A 14,256-nucleotide genomic window follows, 5' to 3' on the forward strand; every position below is an offset into this window, starting at 1 on the left:
CCCCAAGGACATCCACCACGGTCACTGGCCCCTCTTCCAGTGCCGGACGATGCCGCCCGCAGCACGGTGAGCCATCCGACGCCGGCACCGTACGTGGCGAACCCCAGTGGTCAGCCCGTTCCTCTCCGGTGGGCGGGATCGTCGGAGTCGCCGTCGGGGAGGTCGACGAGGATCACTGCTACGTCGTCGCTCAAGTGGCCCTCGGTGTGGTGGAGCAGTTGCTGGTGCAGTTGTTCGAGGAACTCCTTCGGGGTGGTGGCCTGCAGCGCTTCCATGGCTTCGGGAAGGGCGAAGAATTCGTCGTCGCGGTTGCGGGCTTCGATGACGCCGTCGGTGTAGAGCAGCATCCGGTCGCCGGGGAGGAACGGATAGCTTTCGGCTTTGGGCGGAGGTCCGGTGCAGAGGTCCTCCAGACCGAAGGGCGGCAGGGGGCAGGAGGGCGTCAGGGCCCGCACCTTGCCCTGGTGCAGCACCAGCGCGGGCGGGTGGCCACGGTTGATCAGCTCCACCACATGTTCACCCGGGGTGTCCGGCACCTGGGCCAACAGGGCGGTGGTGAATCCCTCGAGCGCGACCTCCTGCCCGAAGGCCCCCGGCACGTCCACCTCCCTCAGCAGCGCGGCCCCACAGTGGTTCATGACCTTCACCAGGTCGTCCTCGTAGTGCACGGCTTCCCGGAAGGCGCCCAGTGCCACTGCGACCGCCCGCATGGCGTTCAGCCCCTTGCCGCGGACGTCTCCCACGATCAGCCGGACGCCGTAGCGTGTCAGCACCGCCTCGTACAGATCACCGCCGACCTGCGCTCCCGTCCCCGCCGCGAGGCTCAAGCTGGCCGCCCGTACCGGACCCAGCCGCGCCGGAACAGGCCGCAGGATGACATCCTGTGCCGCCACGGCGATACGGCGAACCTGATCGAGCTCGCTGCGCCGACGCGCACGCACCGCCTTGCTCAGCATCACACTGGCCACCGACACCACCAGCAGACCCACGAGGTTGCCGAAGACCAGATGGGTTCCCCACGCATGGTTGTAGGTGGCCGTGGTCAGGTTGACGACCAAGGCGACGGCCGCCGCCGACAGGGTGCCCTTCGGGCCCATCGTCAGCGCTGCCAGCGCCGGCACGGCGGTGAGAAGGGGGCCGGTCATCAAGAAATGCGCAGGAGACAGTTCGATCCCCAGCACGCCCAGCGCTATCACGAAGGGCACAGCCTGCGTGAGTGTCAGGAGGACCCCGCTATGGCCGCCCGCTCCCGGCCCGGGAGACGAGCAGGACGGTGACCGCATGCATTCAGCCTGCCCCAGTGCGGCGCCGATCGCACCGTCGAATGTCCGGCACGGCTGATCTGCGAAATTGACGTGCCACCCGCAGCTGCAGTTGCAGCTGTAGCCGCACAGGGAGGGCCCCGCGCCGGTGAAGGGGGTAGGCGACCCGGGGGCGTGGTTGCGACACCAGCGCCCATGCTGAGCGCGGCGCTCGCTCTGTACGGGCCGCTGCCGCTCATCAGGCTGTGGCTCAGCGAGTGATCAACTGGCTGACTTCAGGGGCTGACAGGCCGGCTACCGGGCCGCCTCCGCGCATACCGGGTCGTCGACCGCGCTCACGGTGTACGGGGGCTGTCCCGGCGGGTCGTCGTTCTGGCTGTTGACGACGTAGAGCCGGCAGCCGTGGCGGGCCAGGGTGGTGGGCAGGTCGAATGGCTCGCCGGTGATGCGGTGCGTCACCGTGCCTGCGTGCAGCCCCTGGTCAAGTTCGGCGATGTAGACGCCGTTCGGGGCGCCGTAATTGAGCACCGCGTATAGCGTCCGTCCGCGGAGCAGCATCCCATCGGCCCCGAAGGACGCGCCGCCCAGATCGAGCTGGACGACCTCACCGGTGGCGACGTCCACCCGCCACACCGCCTCGGTCCCGTTGGACGCCACCAGCAGTGTGCTGCCCGACCGGTCCGCGACGATGCCGTTGAGCAGCCAGTACTGCGCGGGGAACTGCGGGAAGGCGGAGCGGATGTCCAGCCACGGTTCCAGGGGCCCGAGCCTGCCGTGGCGGAGGGCGGCACGGTACACCACGGGGTTGGCCCAGTCCGTGACGTAGAGGGCGTCGTCGGTGATCACCAGGTCGTTCAGGTCCGGCGCGCCGAGCGGACCGCCCTGCGCGGTGCGCGTCGCGAGCAGTCGGCCGCGGCGGTCGTGGACGGTCAGTTCGCCTCCCCCCACGGAGTACACCCGCCCCCGGCCGTCCGTGTGCACCCCCAGCGTGCTTGGGCGGTTGGCCAGGCCGTCAGCGCGAAATGACCGCAGGCGCGCGGAGCGGACGTCGCCCCGGTACAGCGCGCCGGTGCCGTCGGAGGACACGTACATCGTGCCGTCGCGGTCGATCGCGATTCCCTCCGGCAGCACCCCGGGAGCCTCGGAGACGACGTAGGTGCGTGGCAGTTCGTGCGCGCTCGCAGGGACGACGGGCAGGGCCGCAAGGCCGGCCAGCAGGGCCGCGGCGCCGAGCCGCGGAAGTCGGGTGGAGCCGGGCATCGTGGCTACCTCCGGGGTGCGTGGTGGACGCCCCCGCGACGCGGGGACGTCCGAGAGCCTGCCCGGGGCCGTACGGCGGCCGCATCGCCTTTCACGTCTAGGCGAAAGGCTTCGCCTGGCCCATAATCGGTCGGCGTGATCCGCTTACACTTCGATGCCGCCGACCTGCGCCGGATCACACTCGCCCCGGCGCCCAACGCCCTGTGGGAGGCGGTCCTCAGCGTGCGCGGCCTGCGCACCGCGACCGCCGGAGCGGGCCGGGCGCATCCTGCCGCCGGGCGGTGGCGCCGCCAGGTGAACGGCAGCTTCGCCGACCGCGCCGGGGTCCTGCTCGACCTGGTGCCCCGTGACGGCTACGTGCCCGACTTCCTGCTCCAGCCCGCCGCCGGGGACCTCGCCACGGCCGTCGACCTGGCCGGGCGCACCCCTGCCGCCCGCATCGCCGAGGACCTGCGGCTCCCGCGGGACCCCGGCGGTCGGGGCGGCGCGCAGGAGCCGCCCAGCCGCTGGTCGCTCGAACTCGCCGCCGGATCGGCATCCGCACGGCGTGTCCTCACAGCCGACCTGCGGAGCTACTTCGCCTCCTCGATCGCCCCGCTGTGGCCGCGGGTCCGCACCGACGGCGCGGCGGACCGCGCCCTGCGGGCCGAGATGCTGCTGCGCGGCGGCGTCGACGCCCTGCTGACCACACTCGGCCCCACCTGGCGCTGGGAACCGCCGGTGCTCCACCTGCCGTCCCGGAACACGTACGACATCCCGCTCTGCGGCCGGGGCCTGCTGCTCATGCCGTCCTGGTTCGCGACCGGCCCCATGATCAGGTACCAGCCCGGCGAACCGACCGTGCTGGCCTACCCGATGCACCTGCAGGAGCCCTCCACCGACCCGGCCGCCCCACCCGGGGCTGCCCTCGGACCGCTGCTCGGGCGGACCCGGGCAGCCGTTCTCCAGGCCCTGCGTGATCCGGCGACGACCACCGCGCTCGCCGAGCGGCTCGGGGTCTCGCTGGCGACTGCCAGCCAGCACGCCGGCGTCCTGCGCGACGCGGGGCTGGTGCGCACGACCCGGATCGGCATCGCCGTCCTGCACACCCTCACCCCGCTCGGCACGGCCCTGCTGTCCGGCGAGCCACCCGCGGCGGTCGGCTAGGCGACGGGTTCGGGCGCGAGCGTGTGCGCGGTCCGTCCGCCGTGGTCGAACCACCGCGGACGGACCGGCCGCACCCGTGGCGGGTGCCGTGAACGGCCGCGCCTCAGCGCAGGCCGAAGGCCCGGACCACCGTCTGGTGCACCGAGTTGCCCGCCGAGTCCTTGGCGGTCGCCCTCAGCGACACGAAGGACGCCTTGTTCGGGGCGTCCAGGCGGAACCGCCCGTCGCTGCCGCAGGCGGCCTTGTGCCAGGTCCGGCCGTCGTCGTAGGACAGCTCCACGCCGACCGCGCCGAGCTTGCCGGCGAGGCTGGCGCCCGGCAGGTGGGCGGCGGTGACGGACAGGGTGTCGTGCCGCCCGGCGCGCCCTGCCGCGTCGGTGCCGATCCGGTAGTCGAGCTGCACCAGCGGCAGCACCACGGTGGCGGCATCGGTCGGCTGCGCCGACGTGAAGTCCCACTCGGTGCGCGTACGGGAGGAGTACGGGGTGTAGGTCACGTCCCGCTCACCCGTGACGACCAGCTTGTACGGCAGCTTGCCGCGGCTGGGGGCGTCTCCCCAGACGTTCGTGAAGTTCCCCTGGCCCAGCTGGGTGGTGCCCTGGTAGAGCGTCTGCTGCTGGGTCACGGCCGGGTCCTGGTTCCACCCGACGTGGTTGCCGCTGCCCCAGGCCGGGATGTCGATGTACAGGAGGCTGCCGTTGCGGGTGGGCGGCAGGTTGTTGAAGAAGGCGTCGTTCAGGAAGGGGCGCTGGATCGGCTTGAACCACTCCTCGGACTGCCTGCTTCCGGCCCGGTAGGCGGTCTTCGCTCCCTCCTCGAACCCGATGGACTCGGCGAACACCTCCTGGTGCCAGCGGACACCGTCGGTGGACACCCAGTCGGTCCGCTTGCCGTTCGCGGGCTCCGGCATGATGGGGCCGGAGGACCAGTCGACGCCGTCGAGCCATTCGAAGCGGAACTCTGCGCCGGGAACGTCCGGCTTCGGGCTGGCGAAGGTGACGTCGATCCGGGCGAGGTTCTTCGTGTCGCCCTTGACCGTCATCTTCGACGGGATCTCGTTCTGCCAGGCGTGCGCGAGGTCGTACACGTACGGGCTCGCGGTCTCGGAGTCGACGGTGATCCTGGCCCCGCCGTCCACGGCCTGCCGGATGAGCTTCTCGCCGTCCTCGGTGCCGAGCAGGCCGACGTCGAGGGCGACGGGCCGCTGACCGAGCGGCGCGTAGGAGCGCATCGGGCGGCCGTAGCCGTTCTCCACGACCAGCATGAGTTTCGCGCCCGCGGCGATCGCGTTGGCCGCCTGGTCCATGTCGCCGACGTCGTCGCTGTGGCGGACCACCACGGCCTTGCCGCGCGCGTCGAGGTGGGCGTAGTCCTCGCTCGACCCCTGGCCGGCGAAGACCAGCGGCAGCTTGTAGGTGCCCCTGGCCAGCGGCGTGATGCCCTCCTGGCGCAGGATGCCGGCGAACTCGGTCGTGCGGGTGGCGACGGCCAGTGCCGGCTTCTCGGCGCGCCAACGGGCGGTCAGCTGGAAGTCCCCGTGGGTGACCTTGTGGGTGGTCGGCTGCGCCCAGATGCTGTCGTAGTACACGCTCTCGGCGGACAGACCCGACCTGACGCCGTTCATGACGCGGTTGTAGCCCAGTTTCTGGAACGTCACGTCGCCGCGCTGCGGGGTGGTCATGTCGATGCGCTTGGCCTTGGAGGCGTCGAACGTGACGGTGGTGTCCCGGTCCACGAGCACGTCGGGGTCGCCGAGCAGCGCCAGGCCCCTGGAATGGGGGCCGTGGACGCCCTGGACCTCCTGGTAGGACAGGGCCGAGTACACGTCGTCGGGCACGAAGATCTCCACGGTGCCCGAGGGGCCGACGCCGACCGGGACGGGGTCCTTGCTGCCTGCCTTGATCAGCATGACGTCGCCGGACGTGGGATTGCCCTCGGAGTCCTTGAACGTCAGGGTCAGCTTGTGCATCGTTGCGAAGCCGAGGGAGACGGCGGTGTGCGCCACGGCCCTGCCGGCCGTGTCCGTCGCGAGCACCTGGCCCGAGTAGTGCTCCTTGGCGGTGCCCGCCGAGCCGTCGATCGTCACCGTGACCTTGGCGGAGCCGTGCGCGGGGACGACCACTTGGGAGGCTGACAGGCGGAACATCCCGGACGGGGCGCCCGCCGCGTCGACGGACAGCGAGAGCGCGACCGGCGCGTCGGTGACGTTGGTGTACGTCACCGGGCGCTGGAGGGCGCCGCCCTTGTACTGGGCCGCATAGGCGGTCGCCGAGGCGAAGACCCCGGCCTGTGCTGCCGCGGCGACGTCCAGTCGGCCGCTGCCGGCCTCGAAGGCGTCGTACGTCGGGGTCTGCCGGGAACTGCTGGCCAGCAGGTCCTTCAACTGGCCCCCGGTGAGGTCCGGATGGGCCGCGGCGAGCAGGGCGGCGGCGCCCGCGACGTGCGGTGTGGCCATGGACGTGCCGCTCATGGACTGGTAGGCGCCCTGGTCGTTCCCGTCGAACCGGGAGTTGGCCGCCAGGATGTCGACTCCGGGGGCGGTGATCTCCGGCTTCAGCGCGCCGTCGATACGGGGGCCCCTGCTGGAGAACGAGGCGAGCGCGTCGGTGGAGTCGACCGCGCCCACGGTCAGCGCCGAGGTGGCCGCCCCCGGTGCGACGATGGTGTTCGGATCCTCACCGAAGTTGCCCGCGGCGACCACGAACAGCGCGCCGGTCTCGGCGCTCAGCCGGTCGATGGCCTGGCTCATCGGGTCGGTTCCGTCGGACACCTGGCTGGTGCCGAGGCTCATGTTGATGATCTTGGCGTGCTGGTCGACGGCCGCCCACTCCATGCCGGCCAGGGCGTAGGAGATCTGTCCGCCGCCGTTGTTGTCCAGCACCTTGCCGATGCTCAGGCGGGCGCCCGGGGCGACGCCCTTCTCCTTGCCGCCGGAAGCCGCACCGGTTCCGGCGATGATGGACGCGACGTGGGTGCCGTGTCCGGCGTGGTCGTCGGTGTTCTCGTCCGGGACGAAGCTCTGATGCGCCGCGATGCGGTCCGCCAGGTCCGGGTGGCCGGCGTCGACGCCGGTGTCCAGGACGGCGACGTCCACGCCCTGCCCGGTGTCGCCGCCCTGCCAGACCTGCGGGGCGCCGATCTGCGTGGTGCTGTCGGCGAGGTCGGCGTGGATGGGGGCGTCGAGCCAGATGTGCGAGATGCCGCCGCCGAAGGACGGCTGGGCCTTCCGGGCCCGGGCGCCGTCGTTCGCCGCCGCACCGGCCACGGACTTCCAGAAGTCGTCCGCGCGGGAGCGGTCCGCGGTCAGCGCGGCGCCCTGGATGCTGTCCAGGTTCCGCACCCGGGCCGCGCCCTCGGGGACGGCGGACGAGCGGCGTGCGGCGCCGGGCTGCGTGTAGGAGACGATCAGCGGCAGCCGGGCGCGGTGCGCGTCGTCGTATCCGTCCGCGATCAGGGCCGTGACGTTGAACAGCTGCCGGTCCAGCGTGCCCTGGGCCAGGAAGGGCAGGGCGGACTCGGGGTAGACGTAGAGGTCGTCGCCCGACGTCATGATGCGGGTCCGCGCCGGCAGTCCGTCGGCACCGCGGACGGTGACGGTGCCCCCGGACTGTCCACCGCCCCGGGCGACCTGACTGGTGGTCACGACGTCGCCGGTGATCAGTGTGACGGTGTGTTCGCCTGTGGGCACATGGTCCGCAGCGGATGCGGATGCGGGTGATGGAGCGGGAGTGTCGGAAGGGGCGGCTGCCTGAGCCGTGATCGGGCTCGTGAGGGCGAGTACCGAAGCGCCGGCGATGACCGGCACGCTCCAGCGTCTGTGGTGTCGCTTCAAGGGTGTCCCTGGTTGGGGTCCGGGCAGGGGACGATCGCCCCCTGCCGTCCAGGGGCGTCACACCGCAGCGGGTTGGCGCCACCTGGGCGACGTGATCATATGCATGTATGAATTCACTGTGAAGAGTGGTGCCTGCACATTGTGAAACTCACGGCAACGATGCGTTGCGCGCAGCGGGCGCGCAGCCCTTCCGCCCGGTCCCGTCTGCGGCAGAAGTGGTCCCCGGGCAAAGGCTGATGGAGGCGGCGGCCGGGGTGAGCGCGGGCCGCGTCCTTCGTCTTCCGCGCGGGAGGCTGATGGTGGAAACACTGGTCACAGTGTGCCTCATCGTGTTTGTGTCGGCGCGGGCGAGTGGAGATCTGCCACCGGGGTGTCCGTGCCGCTATTTCCTTGGAGATCCGGTCCAACAGCCTGCTACGTTGCAAGACTTTGTCCCGATCGGAAGGAATGCCATGGACGCCCCCTCCCTGCACAGCCGGTTCCTCGGCGATGTGCTTCCCCGGATCCAACAGGACGACCGTGTCAGTGGTGTTGCCATCGCGGGGTCGATCGCCGGTGGACACCCCGACATCTACTCCGATGTCGACCTGATCGTGGTCATCGACGACGAGGCGTTCGACTCGGTCATGGCGGAGCGTCTCACGCTGATCGGTTCCTGGGCAGCCCTCGTGGCCGGATTCACCGGGGAACACGTCGGCGAACCCCGCCTGATCATCACGCTCGTCGGGCCGCCCCTCCTCCATGTCGACTTCAAGTTCGTGCGGGGCTCCGACTTCGCCGACCGCACCGAGGACCCGGACATCCTGTGGGACCGCGACGGCCGCCTTGCCACCTCACTCGCGGAGCATCCTCCGACCACCCCGTCGTTCGACCTCCAGTGGATCGAGGACCGGTTCTGGACCTGGGTGCACTACGGCGCGACGAAACTCGGCCGCGGTGAACTGTTCGAAGTCGTCGGCCTCCTCGGCTACCTGCGTGAGGCCGTACTGGGCCCCCTGGCGGCCCGCCGGGTGGGTGCGGCCCCCCGTGGCGTCCGCCACCTCGAATCCATCGCGCCGGACGAGGCGCGTGACCTCCGGGCGACCCTGTGCGGTTACGACCGGCACGACGCCGGCCGGGCCCTCCTCGCCGGCGTCACGCTCTACACACGGTGGCTCGAGGAGGCCGGAGTGGCGATCGAACGTCACCCTCACGCCGAGAAGCTCGCCGTGCAGTACCTCCGCGACGTCATCGACCAGACGAGCTGAGCCGGTCTCCTCGGTGTGCACTGTTCGGCGGCCGGCGGCAGTACCCGGAGACCGCAGTCGACCGCGTACGGCTGCTCCAGGCGTTGCACCAGGCGGGGCCACCTGTGGCCGCGAGTGTGCAGTGCCGCCTTGCATGAAGGGAGGGGCGGGGCGGCTTACCGCCTTCCGGCGGAGTCCCTGCCGCCGTCACTCGACGTAAGTGGTCAAACACATCTTCCGCCAAGAAGTCGTGGAGAAATGAGCGAAAATGGAGAAGAGGACGTTTTGGTATTTGTCGGGGAGCCATAAATGGATGCCTTGGACGAACTCCTTCGAGGGGCTGACCCGGCGGCTCTTCTGACGCTGGACGGTGCCATCCTCGGCCTCAACGCTGCGATGGCCACAGCGCTCGGTGGGCCGGAGGAGCAGTGCCTGGGACGTGACTTCGATGAGCAGCGCCTGGGAGGTGACTTCGGCGATCTGCTGCCCGCAAGCCAGCGGATGTCGGCCGAGAGCCTCGTGGCCCAAGCCGCCAGGTCGAAGGCGGTCGCGATGCGGGTGCTGGAGTTCCCCGGCCCGGGCGACGCACCCGTTGCCTGCTTGATCGAGGCGCGGCAGGTGAAGGATCCCGCAAGGGACGAGCCGTTGGTCTGGGTGCACGCCCTGGATGCGCGGAACGACCTGGCGAGCCTGTTGATCCCGTTCCGGCTGGCCACCGAGGCCGCCGATCTCGGCCTGTGGATGTACGCACCCCAGGGACGCCAGCTGGAGTGGCTCGGTGGCGCACCCTCCCTGGCCGCGCTCTTCCCGGCACCCACTGTGTCGCTTTCCCGTGTGATCTCGGCAGTGCACGCTGACGACCGGGAGGCCTTGCGGCAGCTCCTGCGCTCGACCTCCACCCGGCAACCCTCCTGGGTGAAGTTGCGGTACCTCCCCCAGCACGACGCCTGGCACCAACTGGCCGCCCAGACCATTCGAATCCAGTTGGGATACGGCGGACCCGAGCGGATCTTCGGGGTGGTCCGCGACGACACCAAGCAGGCGAAGCGCAAGGAGAAGGCGCAGGCCGCACTGACTGCCGAGCGGCAGCGCGCCAAAGACATCGCCGACTTCTCCTCCGCCTTGATCACCGCAGCCACGGAGCAGGAACTGCAGCAGATCGCTCTGACCCGGCTCGCCGCAACCTTCGGCGCCACCGGTGCCCTGTTCGCGCTCGTCGACGACGGCCGCCTGCGCGTCTCCACCGATGCCGGGATAGCCATGTGGGAGGCCGGCCCCTTGCACGGCCTGCCGCTGGACCATCCGAGCCCGGTGCCCGAAGCGATCCGCACCGGCACGCCACAGTTCATCGCCGGTCTCAGGGACTACATCCACCGCTGGCCGCAGGGGGCCGAATTTCCGCGGCTCGCCCGGCTCGGCTCCGATTACGCCGTCTCCATCACACCCCTCAGCGAAGCCGGCAATCAGCCACTCGGGGCGTGGCTGGTGACCCATGGCAGCGGATACCGGCCGTCCTTGGACGAGATGACCCTCATGGGTACGCTGGCCGACCTGGCAGGCCAGGCACTGCGGCGCATCAGGTTGCAGCAGGCACGAGTCGAGCTGGCCACCGCTCTGCAGCAGACCATGCTCCCCACGCTGCCCGAGCACCTCGCGGGCCTGGAGGTCGCCGCCCGCTACCGGCCCAGCCGGCACGGGCTGGACATCGGCGGGGACTGGTACGACGCCTTCGTCATGTCCGACGGCGCCATCGCAGTGGAGATCGGCGACGCCCAAGGGCACGACGTGGCCTCTGCCGCCCTCATGGGGCAGGTCCGTTTGTCCATGCGTGCGATCGCCGCTCACGAACCGGATCCGGCAACCGTGCTGACGCGCACCAATGAACTGCTCGTCACGATGCAGGCGGCACGATTCGCCAGCTGCACCATGCTGCATCTCGACCCACACGACGGGCAGGTCACCGGCGCCAGCGCCGGCCACGTGCCGTTGTTGTGCGCGTACAAGGACGGCAGCCACAGCATCCACGAACTGCCGGGCGGGCCGCTCCTTGGAGTCGTGCCCGACACCGAGTACCGCGAGGAGACCTTCACCCTGGACAAGGACAGCGCGCTGATCATGGTCACCGACGGCGTCGTCGAAGGACCGGGCCTGACGTTGGAAGCCGGACTGGAGCGAGCCGGAACACTGGCCGGCGCAGCCCTCCACGACGGACTGAACACCGAGGAAACCGCCGACCGCATCCTCGACGCCGCGGTCGCGGTGGACCACGCCGATGACGTGGCCGTGCTGGTCATCCAGCGCACGTGACGGCGCCCGCTCCTCGCGCACCCTCTGTACGGCCCCCACGTGGGTGCCGGGGTGCGTCAGGGGTGTGGAGGGAGGCGCAGGGCGACGAGGGCGGCGAGGTCGTCGTCTTGGGTGCCGTGACCGTAGGCGAGCAGGTCCCGGTGGAGGAGGTCGAGGAGCTGGCGGGGCGGGGCGAGGGCCCATCGGCGGACGCGCTGGACGAGGGGGTAGAAGGTCCCGGTACGGTCGCGGGTCTCGCTCACGCCGTCGGTGTAGAGCAGCAGGCGGTCGCCGGCGGCGAAGGGAATGGTGTCGACCCGATAGCGGTCTTCGAGGAGGTCCGCCATGTTGATGGGGGGCGACGGCGCGCTGGGTTCCACCTCGCGCACTTGGTCGCCGTGCAACAGCAGTGGCGGAGGGTGGCCGCAGTTGAGCACGCGCGCGATCGGTTCTCCGGCGGGGATTTCCACGAGCACGATGGTGGCGAAGCGCTCCAGCGCGTCGTCGGGGACGTCTCGGGAGTAGTGGCTCATGACGGTCTCCATGTGTCCTGCCAGGGACGGCAGGTCGGGCGCGCTCATCCTCAGCACCCGGAACGTGCTGAGGATGACCGAGGCGACCTCGACGGCCGGAAGTCCCTTGCCGCGGACGTCGCCGATGATCAGCCGCACCCCGTGCGGTGTCTGCATCGCCTCGTAGAAATCGCCGCCGATGCGGGCCTGCGCGGCGGCGGCTTGGTAGAGCACCTCGACGTCGATGTCTTCGAGGTGCTGCGGGAGTGGGCGCAGCAGTACCCGCTGCGCGGTCTCCGCCACGGAGCGGACCTCGGCGAGGGTGCGCTCCCGGTTCTGCCGTACCCGGCTGGCGTAAGCGGCGGCCAGGGTGACGACAATGATTGCGAGCACGGTGAAATTGCCCGGTGTCCGGCCCAGAGTGTGGTCGGCGGCGGAGATGGCGAACCCGGCCATCAGGGCGAGCAGCCCGATGCCCAGCGTGCCGGCCACGGAGAACATCGCGGCGGCCAGCGCCGGCGCTGCCCCGATCAACCGGTAGAACTGCAGGTGGGGCGTGAAGGCTGCGGTCGCCGTGTCCAGCACGATCACGAGCAGCGGAATCAGGAGCGCCGGCGAGAACGGCCGGCCCTCTTCCCAAATCCGCGGGGAGAGCCCCTTCTGGGCGATCACCTGAGTGAGCGGTGCACTCGGCCGCGCCATCAGCGACGCCCGACAGAGGCGAAGGCGCCGGCGCGGCCTGCGCTCTGCCCGACCATGGGCCTAGTGGGCAGCCCGCCGGACAGCACGTCGATGAAGATCTCACTGTGGTGGTTCCCGAACCGCGCGCCGAGCTCCGGATTCATCGCGATCAGCCTCCTCGCTTCACCAGCCCTGGACCGTCCAGCGTGTGAAGGAGGTGAGGCGGCGACCATGTCCTGACCGTACGAATCCATGGCGACAGCTTGTTGCCAACGCACAATCACTCGTCGGAGGGTCGTCGGTCGTGGTTGACCTCTGTTGAGGCAGCCTAGGGTGGTCCAGAGACGGCCCGCATCGCCCCGCCGGCCATGGCAGCCGTCAAGCGTGTCGTCGACGAACGGACCGCGTTCGGCGACCAGGAGGCCTTCAACGACCAGGACCGGATCGTCGGACGGTCCTGTCATCGCAGGACGCGCAGGAAGGCGCCCGCGCCTTCGTCGAGAAGCGACGGCCGAACTGGCAGGGCCGCTGACTCCGGCCCTGCCGCGCACAGGTCCGCTCATGGCCCGAGCCAAGAGCCCGCGACCACAGGCACAGCCTTGTCTCACCGTACGAAGTCGGTGGCCCACACCTCACGGGCACCGATCCGGCGGTCATGCGGGGCTGGGGCGAAGTAGGGTCGAGCCGAGGTACTGGACCGCGAGCAACGCGACCTCCAGATCGGTGTGCCCCAGCTGGACAGGGTGTCCCAGCGTCTCCTCGACTTTCCGGATGCGGTACTGCACGGTGTTCTTGTGCAGAATTTGGGCGCCGGCGGTCGCGGTGTAGCTGCAACCGTTGTTCAGGAAGATCTGCACGGTCTCCCGCAGCCGTGCGCAGCTCTCGTTGTCGGTGGCCAACGGACCCAGGACGCCCTGCACCCAGGTGCGCAAGTCCTGGATGTTCCCGGCCATGAGGGCGACCGGAGCGACTTGGGAGTATTCGGTGAACCGCGGTGCCGGGTCGGCCATGGACGCGAGTTCCTGACTGTGCAGTGCCTGCCGGTGCGTAGAGCGAAATCCATCGATTCCGAATCCCATGCCACCGAAACCCGCGTGCACGGAATGATCACCGCGCTCGGCGATATTCGACAGCCGATCCCAGGGAACGTCGACACGCGAGCCGAACGGCAGCCAGACCCACGAAAGAATCTCGTCGCGAGGGACGAAAAGCGGCCTGGCGGGGCATTGGAATTCCTTGGCGATCACATGGGCCATCCGGTCGAGCCGGGACAGTCCATTTCCCTCACCGGTCAGCGGAGGCAGCCAAGCCACCATTCCGAGGTGATGCTGCCGGAGTCGGTAACCAAGTGCCGATTCCGCCCAGTCGAGGTCGACATCCTGCTCGGCCAGGATGTCCCGCACCCGCGCGGCGCGCACGGCGGTCTGGCTGAGCAGCCAGTGCTCCCGTTCGAACTGGTACACGTCGATGACGTGCTCGGTCACCCGGTCGATGTAGCCGAAACTCACCTGCAGCATGTGCCGATTGGTGGCGGCCCACAGATCCCTGTCGGCGCGCTGCCGGTCAAGTTCATCGAGGCACCACTGCATGAACCGCCAATGGCCGATCCTGTAGGCCCGAACCAGCGCGCTGACGGAGACATTCCGTTGCGCGAGTCTCCTGGCGTACTCCGAGGCGGCCACGGGCCCCTCGACGTTGTCCAGCGGAATGTCGTTCTCGAAAACGTGCAGCAAGGTGGCGACGTTTTCCGTGACGCTCGCCTGGAGAATTTTGACGACGGTCTCGTCGCCCCTGAGATCCGGGATCTCGGCAATCAGATTCTGCCCTATGTCGCGGCTTACCGCCGACAGGTGTGACCCTACGTTCTCCGCGACCACGGACAGTTGCTTTACTGCGCCGGGATATTCCGCAACCATGGCTACGATTCTACAGCGGGCCTCATGATCTTCTTGCTCTTCTGCCCGGTGATGGACAGGCATGCCCCCGGCAGCGCGTACGGGCGCAGCCCGCTCATGTGGATTGGTTCAACGGCACCAAATTCCGCGCGAAGG

9 protein-coding genes are annotated in these 14,256 nt (G+C 69.8%); 3 read left to right on the forward strand and 6 right to left on the reverse strand.

Annotated elements, in window-relative coordinates; translation table 11 throughout:
- Window positions 1–110: 110 nt before the first annotated feature.
- Window positions 111–1,205 (reverse strand): serine/threonine-protein phosphatase, encoded by a 1,095-nt coding sequence (locus OG937_38820; GenBank protein ID WUD77243.1) that lies wholly within the window; start codon window positions 1,203–1,205, stop codon window positions 111–113.
- Between the two features lie 351 nt (window positions 1,206–1,556).
- Window positions 1,557–2,522, reverse strand: a complete 966-nt coding sequence (locus tag OG937_38825; protein WUD77244.1) for a hypothetical protein — start codon at window positions 2,520–2,522, stop codon at window positions 1,557–1,559.
- 135 nt (window positions 2,523–2,657) lie between these two features.
- Here OG937_38825 and OG937_38830 point away from each other — a divergent pair, with 135 nt between their 5' ends.
- A complete protein-coding gene (locus OG937_38830; GenBank protein WUD77245.1) occupies window positions 2,658–3,668 on the forward strand; it encodes a winged helix-turn-helix domain-containing protein in 1,011 nt (336 codons plus the stop codon).
- A 103-nt stretch (window positions 3,669–3,771) separates the two neighbouring features.
- On the opposite strand, the gene OG937_38835 is transcribed toward OG937_38830, so the two are convergent.
- On the reverse strand, window positions 3,772–7,500 hold the full coding sequence (locus OG937_38835; protein ID WUD77246.1) for a S8 family serine peptidase: 3,729 nt from the start codon (window positions 7,498–7,500) through the stop codon (window positions 3,772–3,774).
- 452 nt (window positions 7,501–7,952) lie between these two features.
- On the opposite strand from OG937_38835, the gene OG937_38840 reads away from it, so the two are divergent.
- Together OG937_38840 and OG937_38845 are read left to right on the forward strand one after the other, a co-directional pair.
- Window positions 7,953–8,747 (forward strand): nucleotidyltransferase domain-containing protein, encoded by a 795-nt coding sequence (locus OG937_38840; GenBank protein ID WUD77247.1) that lies wholly within the window; start codon window positions 7,953–7,955, stop codon window positions 8,745–8,747.
- Between the two features lie 288 nt (window positions 8,748–9,035).
- Window positions 9,036–11,033 (forward strand): SpoIIE family protein phosphatase, encoded by a 1,998-nt coding sequence (locus OG937_38845; GenBank protein ID WUD77248.1) that lies wholly within the window; start codon window positions 9,036–9,038, stop codon window positions 11,031–11,033.
- A gap of 56 nt (window positions 11,034–11,089) precedes the next feature.
- Here OG937_38845 and OG937_38850 read toward each other — a convergent pair whose 3' ends face one another.
- The 3 genes from OG937_38850 to OG937_38860 all read right to left on the reverse strand — a co-directional run bounded on the left by OG937_38850 (window position 11,090) and on the right by OG937_38860 (window position 14,121).
- Window positions 11,090–12,196, reverse strand: coding sequence for a serine/threonine-protein phosphatase (locus OG937_38850; protein WUD77249.1), 1,107 nt, complete (start codon window positions 12,194–12,196; stop codon window positions 11,090–11,092).
- Window positions 12,197–12,225: 29 nt separating this feature from the next.
- A complete protein-coding gene (locus tag OG937_38855) occupies window positions 12,226–12,369 on the reverse strand; it encodes a hypothetical protein (protein WUD77250.1) in 144 nt (47 codons plus the stop codon).
- A gap of 489 nt (window positions 12,370–12,858) precedes the next feature.
- A complete protein-coding gene (locus OG937_38860) occupies window positions 12,859–14,121 on the reverse strand; it encodes a helix-turn-helix domain-containing protein (protein ID WUD77251.1) in 1,263 nt (420 codons plus the stop codon).
- Window positions 14,122–14,256 lie beyond the last annotated feature (135 nt).

The organism is Streptomyces sp. NBC_00510 (assembly GCA_036013505.1).
GTDB lineage: Bacteria > Actinomycetota > Actinomycetes > Streptomycetales > Streptomycetaceae > Actinacidiphila.

Bases quoted from the DNA above. Each gene is read 5' to 3' on its own strand.
- OG937_38825 (WUD77244.1), bottom strand. From the start codon at position 2,522: ATGCCCGGCTCCACCCGACTTCCGCGGCTCGGCGCCGCGGCCCTGCTG.
- OG937_38840 (WUD77247.1), top strand. From the start codon at position 7,953: ATGGACGCCCCCTCCCTGCACAGCCGGTTCCTCGGCGATGTGCTTCCC.
- OG937_38845 (WUD77248.1), top strand. From the start codon at position 9,036: ATGGATGCCTTGGACGAACTCCTTCGAGGGGCTGACCCGGCGGCTCTT.
- OG937_38855 (WUD77250.1), bottom strand. From the start codon at position 12,369: ATGAATCCGGAGCTCGGCGCGCGGTTCGGGAACCACCACAGTGAGATC.
- OG937_38860 (WUD77251.1), bottom strand. From the start codon at position 14,121: ATGGTTGCGGAATATCCCGGCGCAGTAAAGCAACTGTCCGTGGTCGCG.